This is a genomic window from Pseudomonas putida (genome assembly GCF_004357765.1).
Lineage (GTDB): Bacteria > Pseudomonadota > Gammaproteobacteria > Pseudomonadales > Pseudomonadaceae > Aquipseudomonas > Aquipseudomonas putida_U.
Window position 1 is genome coordinate 47,419 of the sequence record NZ_SMTE01000020.1, and the last position, 14,449, is coordinate 61,867.

The window sequence follows — 14,449 nt, forward strand, 5'->3', positions numbered from 1 at the left end:
GAAGGCGCTATTTCCAGCTATCGGCTTTTTCCTAGGTACGGTCGGGAAAATCCATTTTCCTGAGTATTCCGGTTTTCAGTGGCAGCACGTGGCCTGCTCCAGCATTTCGCCTCGTCGTTCGAAGGTACCTATGATTTTTACCAGTTGTGACCTATTGGTTGGCTTGACATAATTTTTCCAGAGTGTCTTTTCTTTGGAGTCGACAATGAAGTCCATCAATCTGTTGGACAGAGAGGCAGCAGCATTGGTGTGGCTGTACCTTGATTTGGAATATGTCAACGAGCTCTGGCGTGAAGCCTATACGCAAAAAGCGCAGCAAATAGCGGATACAATTTATCTAGACAGACTCACTGATTCTCACAGCAGGCAAGTCAGGTCGGTAGCATTCGGATACCCGCAGCTTGACTTTGGCGCGGAGGTTACTCGGGTCAGTTTTCTGATGTTGCGAGACCTGAAAGCCCACTTTACAAGAGAGATTGGGGCGGCTGGAGGTTATATAAGTGAAGTCAGCCAGACAACACCTCTTGATCCGCCAAAACTCACGATTACGTTTCGTACGCTCAGCAGCAGGTTGCATTATAGAACTGTTGCGCGAGGAGAGGTGTCCTTGGAATGGGCAGGCGGCGCTGATTACGCTTATACCGGAATTGACGCTGACATGTCGTTGTTTAAACGGTACTTCGAGTCAGTCGAGCGAAAATTCTTGTATCGAGTATTTCCACCCCTCAATCCGCTCATGCATGATGTGTATGTTTTTTTTGGCGCTAAAGGGTTCTGGTTGTGGAATTCCCTCCGCGCTAACGCTCGGGGTTCTGCCCCCAACCAACGATTCGGTGTAAAGACCCGGATATCTGAGAATGAGGATAAATTGATCCTTTATTCCATTGCCTATCCAGAAATAATTTCTGGCGGCACCCCTTTTGATGTTCACTGGGTACCTCAGCTTGTTGATCCGCAGAAAACGTTGTCTTTTCAGGGCGGTATCTATTGGCCGGATGTATTTACTTATTTTGGGGTTTACCGCAATGAGCCTTCTTCTTCTGTGCAGCGTAGCCAGCCACCGGACCTGCACCTTTCGCCTTGGGTCAGGACGGTGGGTGCGGGAGGGCAGCGGTCAGAAATCGCAATCGAGACAGCGCAAAGCGAGGTCAGTTGGTCGTTGGGCGGGAGCGGCCTTGGGACATTGGTGCATGAGGGCGGTAAGCATTTCTATGTTCCGCCACCAACCTTATGTGATATGGAGTTAATTGTCTTGAATAAAACCCGACATGCAGCGATCGAGTGGGTGGGGGACAGACAGCCAGCAACCGTTGATACGGTGAGCGCATCGGTAACTGGTTGTACCGCTTCCACTTCTTTCGTTTCAATGTATGCCCCGCAAACACACTACTTCAAAGCCATCTTGGCGAACAATAAAGTCAAACTGTCGCTCTGGTACCTGGCTTGGGATACGAATCGGGAGGTTGAAGTGGATACTGCGAATATTGAATGGCACGTAGTGGCGGGTAACGGAACAGTGTCTGCTACGGGTGTATTCAGTCCCGCTATCAATAATCCTTCGCCATACTCAGCGGTCTGGGCACGTGATCTAGACAATGGAGGCAGATTGCTGTATTGGGCTTTGACAATCATTCCAGTACCCCTTTATAGCCCAGAGAAAGTAGTTGAGCTGTTCGATGAGTGAAAGGGCGAACGGTGCAGGAGTCGTGTCGCCCTTCAGCTGATCGAGTGTGGGCTAGCGAATTTTGTTCCGGTCGCGTATGAGGCTTTGCTTATCGAAAGCATCAACTTCGATGACGAGCCGGCGAACTTTTTCCGCTTCTCGGAGTGCCTGCCCTTCCTCTGGCAGCACCGTACCCGCCTCGATTGCCATATCGACCAAGTTTTGGCCGGAAGTTAGGCTTATGTCGCCCCGTTTGATCGCCTCTCGTACCTTGTGGCGTAGAGGCGCTGTAGCGTCCAGCAAATCGTTCGCCCGTTGCAGCGCCGCCACCGGGTCGCCTTCGGCCTGAGGCCTGAAGCAGCCGGCCAACAACTCTTCCAGCGCAGGGTCGCCCTTGTGACGGCCGATCAGCGCCGCGACCTCGGCATCCAGTTCGTCACTTGGCCCGGTATGGCGACGGCCAAAGGGGAACACCAGCACGCGCAGGGCGCAGCCGACGAAGCGGTTGGGGAAGTTGTCGAGCAAGCGATCCAGTGCTTTTTCCGCCTGACCCAGGCTTTCTTCCATCGCCCAACGGAGCAAGGGCCGCATGTGTTCGGGCGATCCCAGGTCGTGATAACGCTTGAGCGCGGCGCTGGACAGGTAAAGGTAGCTGAGCACATCCCCCAGGCGAGCACTGAGTCGCTCACGGCGCTTGAGGGCACCGCCGAGCAGCATCATCGACAGGTCCGCCAACAGGGCGAAGGCCGCTGCCTGGCGGTTGAGGGCGCGGAAGTAGCCTTGGCTCAGGGCATCGCCGGGCACCTTCTCCAGCAAGCCCAGGCCGAGGTTGTAGACCAAGGTGCTGGACGCGTTACCGGCGGCGAACATGATGTGCTTCATCAGCAGGTCATCGAACTCGCGCAGCGCCTGGTCGTGGTCCTGGCGCCCGGCCAGAGCCATCTCCTTGAGCACGAACGGGTGGCAGCGGATGGCGCCTTGGCCGAAGATCATCAGGTTGCGCGAAAGGATATTGGCGCCTTCGACCGTGATGAAGATCGGCGCCCCTTGCCAGTTGCGCCCCAGGTAGTTGTTCGGGCCCATGATGATGCCCTTGCCACCGTGCACGTCCATGGCGTGCTGGATGCACTCACGGCCGCGTTCGGTGAGGTGGTACTTGAGGATCGCCGATAGCACCGAGGGCTTTTCGCCCAGGTCCACGGCCTTGGCGGTCAGCAGGCGGGCGCTGTCCATCAGCCAGGCATTGCCGCCGATGCGCGCCAACGATTCCTGGATGCCTTCGAACGCCGCCAGTGGCACGTTGAACTGCTCGCGGATGTTGGCGTACTGGCCGGTGACCAGGCTGGTGTACTTGGCAGCGCCCGTGCCGACGGCAGGCAGCGAGATGGAGCGGCCTACCGACAGGCAGTTCATCAACATCATCCAACCCTTGCCGAGCATGTCCTGGCCGCCGATCAGGTAGTCCAGCGGCACGAACACGTCCTTGCCGCTGTTGGGGCCGTTCATGAAGGCGGCGCCCAGGGGCAGGTGGCGCTTGCCGATGTCGACGCCGGGGGTGTCGGTGGGGATCAGCGCCAGGCTGATGCCCAGTTCTTCCTGTTCGCTCAGCAGGTGGTCAGGGTCGTAGGCCTTGAAAGCCAGGCCCAGCAGCGTGGCCACCGGGCCCAGGGTGATATAGCGTTTTTCCCAGTTCAGGCGCAGGCCGATGACTTCCTCGCCGTTCCATTGGCCTTTGCAGATGACCCCGGTATCTGGCATGGCACCAGCATCGGAGCCCGCCAGCGGGCCGGTCAGGGCGAAGCAGGGGATGTCCTCGCCGCTGGCCAGGCGCGGCAGGTAGTGGTTGCGCTGTTCGTCGGTGCCGTAGTGCAGCAGCAGTTCGGCAGGACCGAGGGAGTTGGGCACCATCACCGTGGAGGCGAGGTCGCCGCTGCGGGTGGCGAGTTTCATCGCGACCTGGGAGTGAGCATAGGCACTGAAGCCCTTGCCGCCATATTCCTTGGGAATGATCAGGGCGAAGAAACCGTTGGATTTGATATGCGCCCACGCCTCTGGCGGCAGGTCGAGGTCTTGGCCGATCTGCCAGTCGCTGACCATGGCACACAGTTCCTCGGTGGGGCCGTCGATGAAGGCTTGTTCTTCATCGGTGAGTTTCGGCGCCGGGTAGTCGAGCAGCACGCGCCAGTCGGGGCGACCGCTGAACAGCTCGCCGTCCCACCACACGGTGCCGGCATCGATGGCTTCGCGCTCGGTCTGCGACATTGGCGGCAGGGTGCGCTGGAACCATTTGAACACCGGGGCGGTGAATACCTTCTGCCGCCATTGCGGCAGGGCCACCAGGGCGATTTTCAGGGCCAGCACCAACCACAGCAACGTCAGCAACCAGCCGGGGGCGCTGCTGAAGATGCCCATCAGCAGCACGTAGGCCGCAAGAATGCCGAGTATCTGCAAGGGCGCCAGGCGCCGGTGCGTGAGGTACGCCGCACCGATCACCAGCACCACCAACCACAACAGCAACATATTCGTTCCTCCTTGGAGCCAGGGGCATTAGCCGTTTAACAAAGCTTAGACGCAGTGCTGTAAACGGCAGGGTCTGAACAGTGACAGGGTGTGGCGGTGGGAGTTTCAGTCCATTGTTTGTCTGGACCGGCCTCTTCGCGGGCAAGCCCGCTCCCACAGGTACGGCGCCGTACTTGTAGGAGCGGGCTTGTCCCGCGAAGAGGCCGGTACAGACACCAAAGGTCTGGAGTAGACTCACGCTTCCTCACCTATAAGGACGTTGCCATGCTGAAGATCTGGGGCCGTAAGAATTCGAGCAATGTGCGCAAGGCACTGTGGATCGCCCACGAACTGGGTCTGGATTTCGAGTCGATCGACGCCGGTGGCGCCTTCGGCGTGGTCGACGAACCGCACTACCGGGCCCGCAACCCCAATGGGCTGGTGCCGATGCTCGAGGATGGCGATCTGACCCTGTGGGAGTCCAATACGATCGTCCGCTATCTGTGCGCCGAGTATGGCGCGGAGCAGGGCTGGTACATCGAGGACCCGCGCCAGCGCGCCCTGGCCGACAAGTGGATGGACTGGACCTCGTCCTTCGCCACGCCGTTCCGTCCGCTATTCTGGGGCCTGCTGCGCACCCCCGAAGACCAGCGCGACTGGGTGGCGATCAACGCTGCGCAGAAACAGTGCGCCCAGCTGTTGGCCATCGCCGACGAAACCCTGGCCAAGCAGCCGTTCCTTTCAGGTGACCAGATCGGCATGGGCGACATCCCATTGGGCAGCTTCATCTATGCCTGGTTCGAGATGCCCATCGAGCGTCCGGCGATGCATCACCTGGAGGCCTGGTACGAGCGGCTCAAGTCGCGTCCGGCCTATCAGGCCGCGGTGATGACCGCGTTGACCTGATCGAACACCTTGGCTATTTCGATAGTCACTATCAATAGACGTGACTGTACTTGTGCGGCCAGGGCTTGCACCATGGCCGTACTCACTGCGCCAGTGACCTGATCTGGCGTGTCCTGCACCTTTATCCTCGGTAAGTGACCCGCTATGAGTTCCGCACTGTCCATTCGACAGCTGACCAAGACCTACGGCAACGGCTTCCAAGCCCTCAAGGGCATCGACCTGGACGTCGCCGAAGGTGACTTCTTCGCCTTGCTCGGCCCCAACGGCGCCGGCAAGTCCACCACCATCGGCATCCTCTCGACCCTGGTCAACAAGACCAGCGGCACGGTCAACGTGTTCGGCCATGACCTCGACCGCGAGCCGGCGGCGCTCAAGCGCTGCCTGGGCGTGGTGCCGCAGGAATTCAACTTCAACCAGTTCGAGAAGTGCTTCGACATCGTCGTGACCCAGGCCGGCTACTATGGCATCCCGCCGAAAGTCGCCAAGGCCCGTGCCGAGCAGTACCTGACCCAGCTCGGCCTGTGGGACAAGCGCGACGTGCCGTCGCGCTCGTTGTCCGGTGGCATGAAGCGGCGCCTGATGATCGCCCGCGCACTGATCCACGAGCCGCGCCTGCTGATCCTCGACGAGCCGACCGCTGGGGTCGACATCGAGCTGCGCCGTTCGATGTGGAGCTTCCTGACCGAGCTCAACCAGAAAGGCATCACCATCATTCTCACCACCCACTACCTCGAGGAAGCCGAGCAGCTGTGCCGCAACATCGGCATCATCGACCACGGCACCATCGTCGAGAACACCAGCATGCGCCAGTTGCTGGGCAAGTTGCACGTCGAGACCTTCGTCCTCGACCTCAAGCGCGACCTGCCTGCCGCACCTGTGCTGCAGGGCTACCCGTGCCGGTTGATCAACCCGCACAGCCTGGAAGTGCAGGTGGACAAGGAAATCGGCATCACCGCGCTGTTCGGCCAACTGGCACTGCAGAACATCGAGGTGCAGAGCCTGCGCAACAAGACCAACCGACTCGAGGAGCTGTTCGTGTCCCTGGTGGAAAAAAACCTGTCGAAGGTGGCGGTATGAGTGTGGAGCTGCGCACCAACTGGGTCGCCCTGAACACCATCGTCTACCGCGAAGTGCGGCGCTTCCTGCGCATCTGGCCGCAGACCTTGCTGCCCCCGGCGATCACCATGGTCCTGTACTTCGTCATCTTCGGTAACCTGATCGGTCGGCAGATCGGCGACATGGGTGGCTTCACCTACATGGAGTACATCGTGCCTGGGCTGATCATGATGTCGGTGATCACCAACTCCTACGGCAATGTGGTGTCGAGCTTCTTCGGCAGCAAGTTCCAGCGTTCGATCGAAGAGCTGATGGTTTCGCCGGTGTCGCCGCACACCATTCTCGTCGGCTATGTGCTGGGCGGCGTGCTGCGGGGTCTGGCGGTGGGCGTGATCGTGACGATCCTGTCGTTGTTCTTCACCCATCTGCAGGTGCATCACCTGGGCGTCACGGTCATCGTGGTGCTGCTGACGGCGACCATCTTTTCGCTGCTTGGCTTCGTCAACGCGGTCTTCGCGCGTAATTTCGACGATATCTCGATCATCCCGACCTTCGTCCTGACGCCGCTGACCTACCTGGGTGGGGTGTTCTACTCGATCAACCTGTTGCCGCCGTTCTGGCAGGCGGTGTCGTTGGCCAACCCGGTGCTGCACATGGTCAACTCGTTCCGCTACGGCATCCTAGGGGTGTCGGATATCAGCATCGGCACGGCGATCACCTTCATGCTGGTGGCCACCGCGGTGCTCTATCTGCTGTGCGTCCGCCTGTTGGTCAGCGGTCGCGGCATGCGCGCCTGAGACCTTGCACCGGCATTGGCGCCGACGCCACTGCCGGCCCACCCACCAACGCCAGTAGAGCATGGTGCTGAAGTAGCCGAGGATGCCCAGCACCACGCCGCAGACCACCGAACCGAGCAGGAACGGTTGCCACAGGGTCGACAGCTGGTCGCTGATCCATTGGAAGGTCAGCTCGTCGGGCAAGGTGCGAGGCGGCACCTGCATCAGCCAGGCACCGGTCATGTAGGTGGCGAAGAACACCGGCGGCATGGTCAGCGGATTGGTCAGCCACACCAGGCTCACGGCGATCGGCAGGTTGCCGCGAACCGGGATGGCCAGGGCGGCAGCCAGCAGCATCTGCGCCGGCATCGGGATCAGCGCGGCGAACAGGCCTACGCCCATGGCCCGGGCCACCGAATGGCGGTTCAGGTGCCACAGGTTCGGATCATGCAGCAGCCGCCCGAAGAAGCGCAGGGATTTGTGTTCCCGAATGCTGGTCGGATCCGGCATGTAGCGTTTGAAAAGTCGGCGCGGCATGTAGGCTCCCGGAGCGTGGATCCTGGCAGTATGCCTGTGTTGGGCCTCGCCCTCGTTTAGAGTTTGTGACAATTGTTGAAAGAGCCCAACCTCGATCTGCGCTTAGCATGATCGGGTGATTTCGCTTCTGGAGCTCTACCTCTATGCGCACAGGGATGTTTGCGCTTGCGCTCGGGCTGCTTGGCCTGGGTCTGCTTCCGGAATTGCCATCGGTCGGATGGCTTTGCCTGATGCTGCTGAGCGGTATCGGCTGCGCCTTCACCAGGCTGTGGCCGTTGGGCTGTTTCCTGCTCGGGCTGTGCTGGGCCTGCTGGTCGGCGCAACAGGCGTTGGACGATCGTCTGGCGCCGCAGCTCGATGGTCGCACGTTGTGGCTGGAGGGCAGGGTGGTTGGCTTGCCCAGTCGTACCGCGCAGGGCGTGCGGTTCGAACTGGAGCAACCACAGTCGCGCCGTGCCCGATTGCCAGGGCGTATCCAGGTGAGCTGGTTCGATGGGCCCGCCGTGCAGACCGGGGAACGTTGGCGGCTGGCGGTGACCTTGCAGCGTCCGACGGGGTTGTCCAACCCCCACGGTCCGGATCGCCAGGCGCAATTGCTGGCGCGGCGGATCGGCGCTACCGGTACGGTCAAGGCCGGGGAGTTGGTCGACGCCGCAACGCCGGGATGGCGGCACGCCTTGCGCGAGCGGCTGCTGGCGCTCGACGCCCATGGCCGGGAAGCGGTACTGGCGGCGCTGGTGCTGGGCGATGGTTCGGGCTTGGCGCGTCAGGATTGGCAAGTACTGCAAGCCACCGGCACAGTGCATCTGCTGGTGATTTCCGGACAGCATATCGGCCTGGTCGCCGGCCTGGTGTATGCCTTGGTCGCCGGGCTGGCGCGTTACGGCGTGTGGCCGCAGCGCTGGCCGTGGTTGCCTTGGGCCTGTAGCTTGGCGATGGCGGCGGCGCTGGTGTATGGCTGGCTGGCCGGTGCGGGCGTCCCGGTGCAGCGCGCTTGCCTGATGCTGGCCGTGGTGCTGGTCTGGCGCCTGCGCTTTCGTCACCTGGGCGCTTTCTTCCCGTGGCTGCTTGCTCTGACCCTGGTCCTGATGGTCGAGCCTTTGGCGGCCTTGCTGCCGGGCTTCTGGTTGTCGTTCGCCGCCGTTGCGGTGCTGATCTACAGCTTCGGCGCGCGCCTGGGCGGCTGGCGGCCCTGGCAGGCCTGGACGCGGGCGCAATGGGTGATCGCCATCGGCCTGTTGCCGGTATTGCTGGCGACCGGACTGCCGGTCAGTCTCAGTGCGCCGCTGGCCAACCTGGTGGCCGTGCCGTGGATCAGTCTGGCGGTATTGCCTTTGGCATTGCTGGGGACCGCACTGTTGCCGATCGGTGGTGTTGGCGAGTCGTTGTTGTGGGTGGCCGGCGGCTTGCTGGAAGTATTGCTGCGTGGGCTCTCCCACCTGGCGGCGTGGCAACCGGCCTGGGTGCCACCGGCACCGCCGTTCTGGGCCTGGGTCGTGGTGTGCCTGGGCGCGTTGGTGCTGCTGCTGCCCCGTGGCGTGCCGCTGCGTGGCTTGGGTGCGGTCATGCTGTTGGCGCTTTGGGTCCCCAGGGACGAGGTGCCTCCAGGGCATGTGGAAGTCTGGCAGCTCGATGTCGGTCAGGGGCTGGCGGTACTGTTGCGTACTCGAAGCCATAGCTTGCTGTACGACGCCGGTCCGGCGTTCGGCGACCACGACCTGGGCGAGCGGGTGGTGTTGCCGACCTTGCGCAAGCTGGGCGTTCGGCAGCTGGATGTGATGCTGATCAGCCATGCCCATGCCGATCACGCCGGCGGGGCGCCGGCCATTCACCGTGACTTGCCGGTCGCCCGGGTGTTGGCCGGCGAAGCCGAGGCGCTGCCGGACGCGATGCAGGCCCAGGCATGCGATAACGACGACAGCTGGGAGTGGGACGGGGTGCGTTTTTCGGTATGGCGTTGGGCACAGGGGCAAAGCAGCAACGACCGCTCCTGCGTGCTGCTGGTCGAGGCCCGGGGCGAGCGCTTGCTGTTGGCCGGCGACATGGAGGCGGGGGCCGAGCGCGCCTGGCTGGCGGCGACCGACCAGCCGGCAGTCGACTGGTTGCAATCGCCCCATCACGGCAGTCGCAGCTCGTCGACCGAAGCGTTCATCCGTGCCACGGCGCCTCGTGGCGTGCTGATTTCGCGAGGGCGCAACAATAGCTTCGGGCATCCCCATGGGCAGGTCCTCGAGCGCTATCGGCGCCATGGGTTGGCGGTGCACGATACGGCGGTGGATGGGGCGTTGCGGCTGATGCTGGGGCGCAGGGGCGAGGTTGAGGGTGTGCGTGAGCAGCGGCGGTGGTGGCGGGTTATTTCCCTGACCTCCGGCAGATGAGCCCTCCGCCAGCGTATGGTAGAGTGGCGACCATTTTTCAGAGGGGCGTTACCGTGTGGGAATTGGTCAAGTCCGGTGGTTGGATGATGCTGCCGATCATTCTGAGCTCCATCGTCGCCATGGCTATCGTCGTCGAGCGTCTGTGGACCCTGCGCGCCAGTCGCGTCACGCCGCCGCACCTGTTGGGCCAGGTGTGGATGTGGATCAAGGACAAGCAACTCACCAGTGACAAGCTCAAGGCCCTGCGCGCCGACTCGCCGCTGGGGGAGATTCTCGCGGCGGGCCTCGCCAATTCGCGCCATGGCCGCGACATTATGAAAGAATGCATCGAGGAAGCCGCCTCGCGCGTGATCCATGAGCTCGAACGCTACATCAGTACCCTCGGCACCATCGCCGCCATGGCCCCCTTGCTGGGCTTGCTGGGTACGGTGCTGGGCATGATCGATATCTTCAGCGCCTTCATGGGCTCGCAAATGACGGCCAACGCCGCGGTGCTCGCCGGCGGTATTTCCAAGGCCCTGGTCACCACCGCAGCCGGTTTGATGGTCGGTATCCCGGCGGTGTTCTTCCACCGTTTCCTGCTGCGCCGCATCGACGAATTGGTGGTGGGCATGGAGCAGGAGGCCATCAAGCTGGTCGAGGTGTTGCAGGGCGACCGTGAAGTCGAAGTGGCCGGAGGCAAGGCGTGAAGTTCCGGCGCAATCGCCAGCGCGAGAACGTCGACATCAATCTGGCGTCGCTGATCGATGTGGTGTTCGTCTTGCTGCTGTTCTTCGTGGTCACCACCACGTTCACTCGCGAGACCCAGCTGCGCGTCGAACTGCCCGAGGCGACCAGCGCCGAACGGCCACCGGCCGACCAGGACAAGCTGGTTGAAGTCACCATCAGCGCCGACGGCGTGTACTCGGTGAACAACCACCTGCTGCCCAAGAGCGACCTCGCCACCCTGACCGAGGCGATCGAGCGTGAGTCCGGGGGTGACAATACCCTGCCGTTCGCCATCAGCGCCGACGGCAAGACGCCGCACCAGGCCGTGATCACTGCAATGGATGCCGCCGGCAAGCTCGGCTTCAGCCAATTGCGCATGACCACCGTCGAGGCGGCCCAGGGGACTCCCTGATGGCGTTCGCCGATCGTCTGCTCGCGGCCTGGTACACCGGGCACCCGGCCCTGGCCATGCTGCGCCCGCTCGAGGCTCTATACCGACGTGTGGTGGAGCGCAAGCGCGCGCGTTTCCTCAGCGGTGAAAGCGCCAGCTATCGGGCACCGGTGCCGGTCGTCGTGGTCGGTAACATCACTGTCGGTGGTACTGGCAAGACGCCGATGATCCTCTGGCTGATCGAGCATTGCCGCCAGCGGGGGCTCAAGGTCGGCGTGGTCAGCCGCGGCTACGGCGCCAAGCCGCCGCAACTGCCCTGGCGCGTTCGCCCCGAGCATGGCGCCGAACAGGCCGGCGACGAACCCATGCTGATCGTCCAGCGCACCGGCGTGCCTCTGATGATCGACCCTGATCGTTCCCGCGCCGTGCAGGCATTGCTGGCCAGCGAGCCGCTGGACTTGATCCTGTGTGACGACGGCATGCAGCATTACCGCCTGGCCCGCGACCTCGAGCTGGTGCTGATCGATGCTGCCCGTGGCCTGGGCAACGGCCGTTGCCTGCCGGCCGGCCCGCTGCGTGAGCCGGCCGAGCGCTTGCAGGACGCCGATGCGGTGCTGTTCAACGGTGCCAGCGAAGACCGCGCCGATGGCTTCGGTTTCTGCCTGCAGCCTACGGCGCTGGTCAACCTGCGCAGCGGCGAACGCCGCGACCTCGATCTGTTTCCCGCCGGCCAGCGCCTGCATGCCGTGGCCGGCATCGGCAACCCGCAACGTTTCTTCAACACCCTGCTGGCGCTAAACTGGCAGCCGATACCGCATCCTTTTGCCGACCACGCGCAGTTTTCTGCCCAGAGCCTGGCATTCAGTCCGCCATTGCCCCTGGTCATGACTGAGAAGGACGCGGTGAAATGCCGTGACTTCGCCGCCGACGACTGGTGGTATCTGGCCGTCGAGGCGCAGCCGACGCCGGCCTTCGCCGCCTGGTTCGACGACCAGCTGCGGCGCCTGCTGCGCGATCGACAGCCGCAGCCCTGAGCCCTTATTCAATTTCCGGCCACCTGGCCTCAAGGAAGCTTCCATGGACACCAAACTGCTCGATATTCTGGCCTGCCCGATCACCAAGGGCCCGCTCAAGCTCAGTGCCGACAAGACCGAGCTGATCAGCAAGGGTGCAGGCCTGGCCTACCCGATCCGCGACGGCATCCCGGTGATGCTGGAAAGCGAGGCGCGCACCCTGACCGACGACGAGCGTCTGGACAAATGAGCGTGAATTTCACCGTGGTGATTCCCGCTCGCCTGCGCTCCACGCGCCTGCCGGGCAAGCCGCTGCTGGCGATCGCCGGCAAGCCGATGGTCCAGCATGTCTGGGAGCAGGCGCGCAAGAGTGGCGCCAGCCGCGTGGTCATCGCCACCGACGATGCCAGCATCGTCGATGCCTGCCAGGCATTCGGCGCCGAGGTGCTGCTGACCCGCGCCGACCATGAGTCCGGCACCGACCGCCTGGCTGAAGTCGCCGCCCACCTGGGTCTGCCTGCCGACGCCATCGTGGTCAACGTGCAGGGTGACGAGCCGCTGATCCCGCCGGTGATCATCGACCAGGTAGCCGCCAATCTGGCCGCTCACCCGGAAGCCGGCATCGCCACGCTCGCCGAGCCGATCGCCGAGCCTGAAACCGTGTTCAACCCCAATGCGGTGAAGGTGATCAGCGACAAGAACGGCCTGGCCCTGACGTTCAGCCGAGCGCCGCTGCCCTGGGCTCGCGATGCCTTTGCCAAGGACCGGGACGCCCTGCCTGAAGGCGTTCCGTACCGCCGTCACATCGGCATGTACGCGTACCGCGTCGGATTCCTGCAGGACTTCGTCGGCTGGGGGCCGTGCTGGCTCGAACAGACTGAGGCGCTGGAACAATTGCGTGCCTTGTGGCACGGCGTGCGGATCCACGTCGAGGACGCCATCGAGGCCCCTGCCGTGGGCGTCGACACCCCTGAAGACCTGGAGCGCGTGCGGCGCTTGTTGGAGGCCTGATGCGCATCCTGTTCGTCTGCCTGGGCAATATCTGCCGCTCGCCCACCGCCGAGGGCGTGCTGCGTCACCAGTTGCAGGCTGCTGGCCTTGCCGAGCAGGTGCATGTGGCGTCGGCCGGCACCGGCGACTGGCACGTGGGCAAGGCGCCGGATAGCCGTACCTGCCGAGCGGCTCTGGCGCGTGGCTACGACCTGTCGGCGCAGCGCGCCCAGCAGGTCAAGCCTGCCCACTTTGCCGAGTACGACCTGATACTGGCCATGGATGAGAGCAACCTGGGCCATCTGCGGACCATGCGCCCGCACACTGCCAGCGGCGAACTCGACTTGTTCCTGCGACGCTATGGTGCGCCGCTCAATGAAGTCCCCGATCCATACTACGGTGGCGCCGAAGGCTTCGAGCAGGTGCTCGACCTGATCGAGGCGGCATGCCGTGAACTGATCGTTGAAATCAAGGGACGATTATGACGATGCAGTGGCAGGAGCAGGTCTCGCTCAAGCCCTTCAATACGTTCGGCATTGATGTGAAGGCGCGCTACTTCGTTCAGGTGCACGACGACGACGAGGTGCGTGAGGCCTTGGCCGAGGCGCGTCGGCGCGGTGTGCCGGTGTTCGTCATCGGCGGTGGCAGCAACCTGTTGCTGACTCGCGATATCGACGCTTTGGTGTTGCACATGGCCAGTCGGGGCCGCCGCGTGCTGGTCGACGACGGTGAGCGGGTGGTCATCGAAGCCGAGGCTGGCGAGCCATGGCATCCGTTCGTGCAGTGGTCGTTGGAGCAAGGCTTGTGCGGCCTGGAAAACCTCAGCCTGATTCCCGGCACTGTAGGTGCGGCGCCGATGCAGAACGTCGGTGCCTATGGCGTCGAGATCAAGGACGTGTTCGCCGGACTGACTGCGCTGGACCGAGAAACCGGCGAGTTGCACGAATTCGACCTGCGGGCATGCGCCTTTGGTTACCGCGACAGCGTGTTCAAGCGCACCCCGGGGCGTTGGTTGATCCTGCGCGTACGGTTTGCCCTGAGCCATGCATTGCAAGCGCACCTGGATTACGGCCCGGTGCGTCAGCGCCTGGCGGAGCAGGGGGTGCAGCAGCCGACGGCTCAGGCGATCAGCGATGCCATCTGTAGTATTCGCCGGGAAAAACTGCCGGATCCTGCCGAGCTGGGCAATGCTGGGAGTTTCTTCAAGAACCCGGTGGTCGCTGCCGAGCAAGTGCTGCGGATTCGAATCGAGCATCCGGGGGTGGTGGCCTATCCCCAGGACGATGGGCAGATGAAGCTGGCGGCGGGCTGGTTGATCGAACAAGCCGGCTGGAAGGGTTATCGCCAGGGCGATGCCGGCGTGCATCGGTTGCAGTCGTTGGTGCTGGTCAACCATGGCCAGGCGAGTGGGGCACAGTTGCATGAATTGGCGCAGCGTATCCAGGCGGACATCCTTGAGCGATTCGGGGTGGCGTTGGAGATGGAGCCTAACCTTTACTGAATGTTGGGGGGCTTTGGGTGCCTGCCGTAAG

At 62.9% G+C, this 14,449-nt stretch carries 13 protein-coding genes and 1 pseudogene; 12 read left to right on the forward strand and 2 right to left on the reverse strand.

Annotation, left to right across the window (positions count from 1 at the left end; genetic code table 11):
- The first annotated feature begins 205 nt into the window (after nt 1-205).
- A complete protein-coding gene (locus E2H86_RS23925) occupies nt 206-1,684 on the forward strand; it encodes a hypothetical protein (RefSeq protein ID WP_133331986.1) in 1,479 nt (492 codons plus the stop codon).
- A 51-nt stretch (nt 1,685-1,735) separates the two neighbouring features.
- Here E2H86_RS23925 and E2H86_RS23930 read toward each other — a convergent pair whose 3' ends face one another.
- Entirely contained in the window at nt 1,736-4,183 is a 2,448-nt protein-coding gene (locus tag E2H86_RS23930; RefSeq protein ID WP_133331987.1) for an acyl-CoA dehydrogenase, read from the reverse strand.
- A 264-nt stretch (nt 4,184-4,447) separates the two neighbouring features.
- On the opposite strand from E2H86_RS23930, the gene E2H86_RS23935 reads away from it, so the two are divergent.
- The 3 genes from E2H86_RS23935 to E2H86_RS23945 all read left to right on the forward strand — a co-directional run bounded on the left by E2H86_RS23935 (nt 4,448) and on the right by E2H86_RS23945 (nt 6,921).
- Nucleotides 4,448-5,068, forward strand: coding sequence for a glutathione S-transferase (locus tag E2H86_RS23935; protein ID WP_133331988.1), 621 nt, complete (start codon nt 4,448-4,450; stop codon nt 5,066-5,068).
- A gap of 144 nt (nt 5,069-5,212) precedes the next feature.
- Complete coding sequence (locus E2H86_RS23940) at nt 5,213-6,145, forward strand: ABC transporter ATP-binding protein (RefSeq protein WP_133331989.1); 933 nt, start codon at nt 5,213-5,215, stop codon at nt 6,143-6,145.
- Nucleotides 6,142-6,921, forward strand: coding sequence for an ABC transporter permease (locus tag E2H86_RS23945; RefSeq protein WP_133331990.1), 780 nt, complete (start codon nt 6,142-6,144; stop codon nt 6,919-6,921). The genes E2H86_RS23940 and E2H86_RS23945 overlap by 4 nt, the downstream gene beginning before the upstream one ends.
- A gap of 9 nt (nt 6,922-6,930) precedes the next feature.
- Here E2H86_RS23945 and E2H86_RS23950 read toward each other — a convergent pair.
- Nucleotides 6,931-7,437 (reverse strand): annotated as a pseudogene (locus tag E2H86_RS23950) (DUF2062 domain-containing protein); the annotation flags it as partial.
- 143 nt (nt 7,438-7,580) lie between these two features.
- On the opposite strand from E2H86_RS23950, the gene E2H86_RS23955 reads away from it, so the two are divergent.
- The 8 genes from E2H86_RS23955 to murB are packed head-to-tail and all read left to right on the forward strand — an operon-like array spanning nt 7,581 to nt 14,418.
- Nucleotides 7,581-9,815, forward strand: coding sequence for a DNA internalization-related competence protein ComEC/Rec2 (locus E2H86_RS23955; protein ID WP_133331992.1), 2,235 nt, complete (start codon nt 7,581-7,583; stop codon nt 9,813-9,815).
- Nucleotides 9,816-9,868: 53 nt separating this feature from the next.
- Nucleotides 9,869-10,504, forward strand: a complete 636-nt coding sequence (locus E2H86_RS23960; RefSeq protein ID WP_133331993.1) for a MotA/TolQ/ExbB proton channel family protein — start codon at nt 9,869-9,871, stop codon at nt 10,502-10,504.
- Nucleotides 10,501-10,935: an ExbD/TolR family protein gene (locus E2H86_RS23965; RefSeq protein WP_133331994.1), complete on the forward strand. Its 435-nt coding sequence runs from the start codon at nt 10,501-10,503 to the stop codon at nt 10,933-10,935. Before E2H86_RS23960 ends, E2H86_RS23965 begins: the two co-directional genes overlap by 4 nt.
- Nucleotides 10,935-11,948 carry a tetraacyldisaccharide 4'-kinase gene (lpxK, locus tag E2H86_RS23970; protein WP_133331995.1) on the forward strand — a complete coding sequence of 338 codons (1,014 nt, stop codon included), beginning with the start codon at nt 10,935-10,937 and terminating at the stop codon, nt 11,946-11,948. Before E2H86_RS23965 ends, lpxK begins: the two co-directional genes overlap by 1 nt.
- 43 nt (nt 11,949-11,991) lie before the next feature.
- Complete coding sequence (locus tag E2H86_RS23975) at nt 11,992-12,177, forward strand: Trm112 family protein (protein WP_003247142.1); 186 nt, start codon at nt 11,992-11,994, stop codon at nt 12,175-12,177.
- Nucleotides 12,174-12,938 carry a 3-deoxy-manno-octulosonate cytidylyltransferase gene (gene kdsB / locus E2H86_RS23980; RefSeq protein WP_133331996.1) on the forward strand — a complete coding sequence of 255 codons (765 nt, stop codon included), beginning with the start codon at nt 12,174-12,176 and terminating at the stop codon, nt 12,936-12,938. Before E2H86_RS23975 ends, kdsB begins: the two co-directional genes overlap by 4 nt.
- On the forward strand, nt 12,938-13,402 hold the full coding sequence (locus E2H86_RS23985; RefSeq protein WP_133331997.1) for a low molecular weight protein-tyrosine-phosphatase: 465 nt from the start codon (nt 12,938-12,940) through the stop codon (nt 13,400-13,402). The genes kdsB and E2H86_RS23985 overlap by 1 nt, the downstream gene beginning before the upstream one ends.
- The gene (gene murB / locus E2H86_RS23990) at nt 13,399-14,418 is read left to right on the forward strand and encodes a UDP-N-acetylmuramate dehydrogenase (RefSeq protein WP_133331998.1); all 1,020 of its coding nucleotides are present in this window, start codon (nt 13,399-13,401) and stop codon (nt 14,416-14,418) included. Before E2H86_RS23985 ends, murB begins: the two co-directional genes overlap by 4 nt.
- Nucleotides 14,419-14,449 lie beyond the last annotated feature (31 nt).

What these genes read in the sequence shown, in the direction of transcription:
- murB (WP_133331998.1), top strand. Translation starts at nt 13,399, where the DNA reads ATGACGATGCAGTGGCAGGAGCAGGTCTCGCTCAAGCCCTTCAATACG.
- E2H86_RS23975 (WP_003247142.1), top strand. Translation starts at nt 11,992, where the DNA reads ATGGACACCAAACTGCTCGATATTCTGGCCTGCCCGATCACCAAGGGC.
- kdsB (WP_133331996.1), top strand. Translation starts at nt 12,174, where the DNA reads ATGAGCGTGAATTTCACCGTGGTGATTCCCGCTCGCCTGCGCTCCACG.
- E2H86_RS23925 (WP_133331986.1), top strand. Translation starts at nt 206, where the DNA reads ATGAAGTCCATCAATCTGTTGGACAGAGAGGCAGCAGCATTGGTGTGG.
- E2H86_RS23985 (WP_133331997.1), top strand. Translation starts at nt 12,938, where the DNA reads ATGCGCATCCTGTTCGTCTGCCTGGGCAATATCTGCCGCTCGCCCACC.
- E2H86_RS23930 (WP_133331987.1), bottom strand. Translation starts at nt 4,183, where the DNA reads ATGTTGCTGTTGTGGTTGGTGGTGCTGGTGATCGGTGCGGCGTACCTC.
- lpxK (WP_133331995.1), top strand. Translation starts at nt 10,935, where the DNA reads ATGGCGTTCGCCGATCGTCTGCTCGCGGCCTGGTACACCGGGCACCCG.
- E2H86_RS23945 (WP_133331990.1), top strand. Translation starts at nt 6,142, where the DNA reads ATGAGTGTGGAGCTGCGCACCAACTGGGTCGCCCTGAACACCATCGTC.
- E2H86_RS23935 (WP_133331988.1), top strand. Translation starts at nt 4,448, where the DNA reads ATGCTGAAGATCTGGGGCCGTAAGAATTCGAGCAATGTGCGCAAGGCA.
- E2H86_RS23955 (WP_133331992.1), top strand. Translation starts at nt 7,581, where the DNA reads ATGCGCACAGGGATGTTTGCGCTTGCGCTCGGGCTGCTTGGCCTGGGT.
- E2H86_RS23940 (WP_133331989.1), top strand. Translation starts at nt 5,213, where the DNA reads ATGAGTTCCGCACTGTCCATTCGACAGCTGACCAAGACCTACGGCAAC.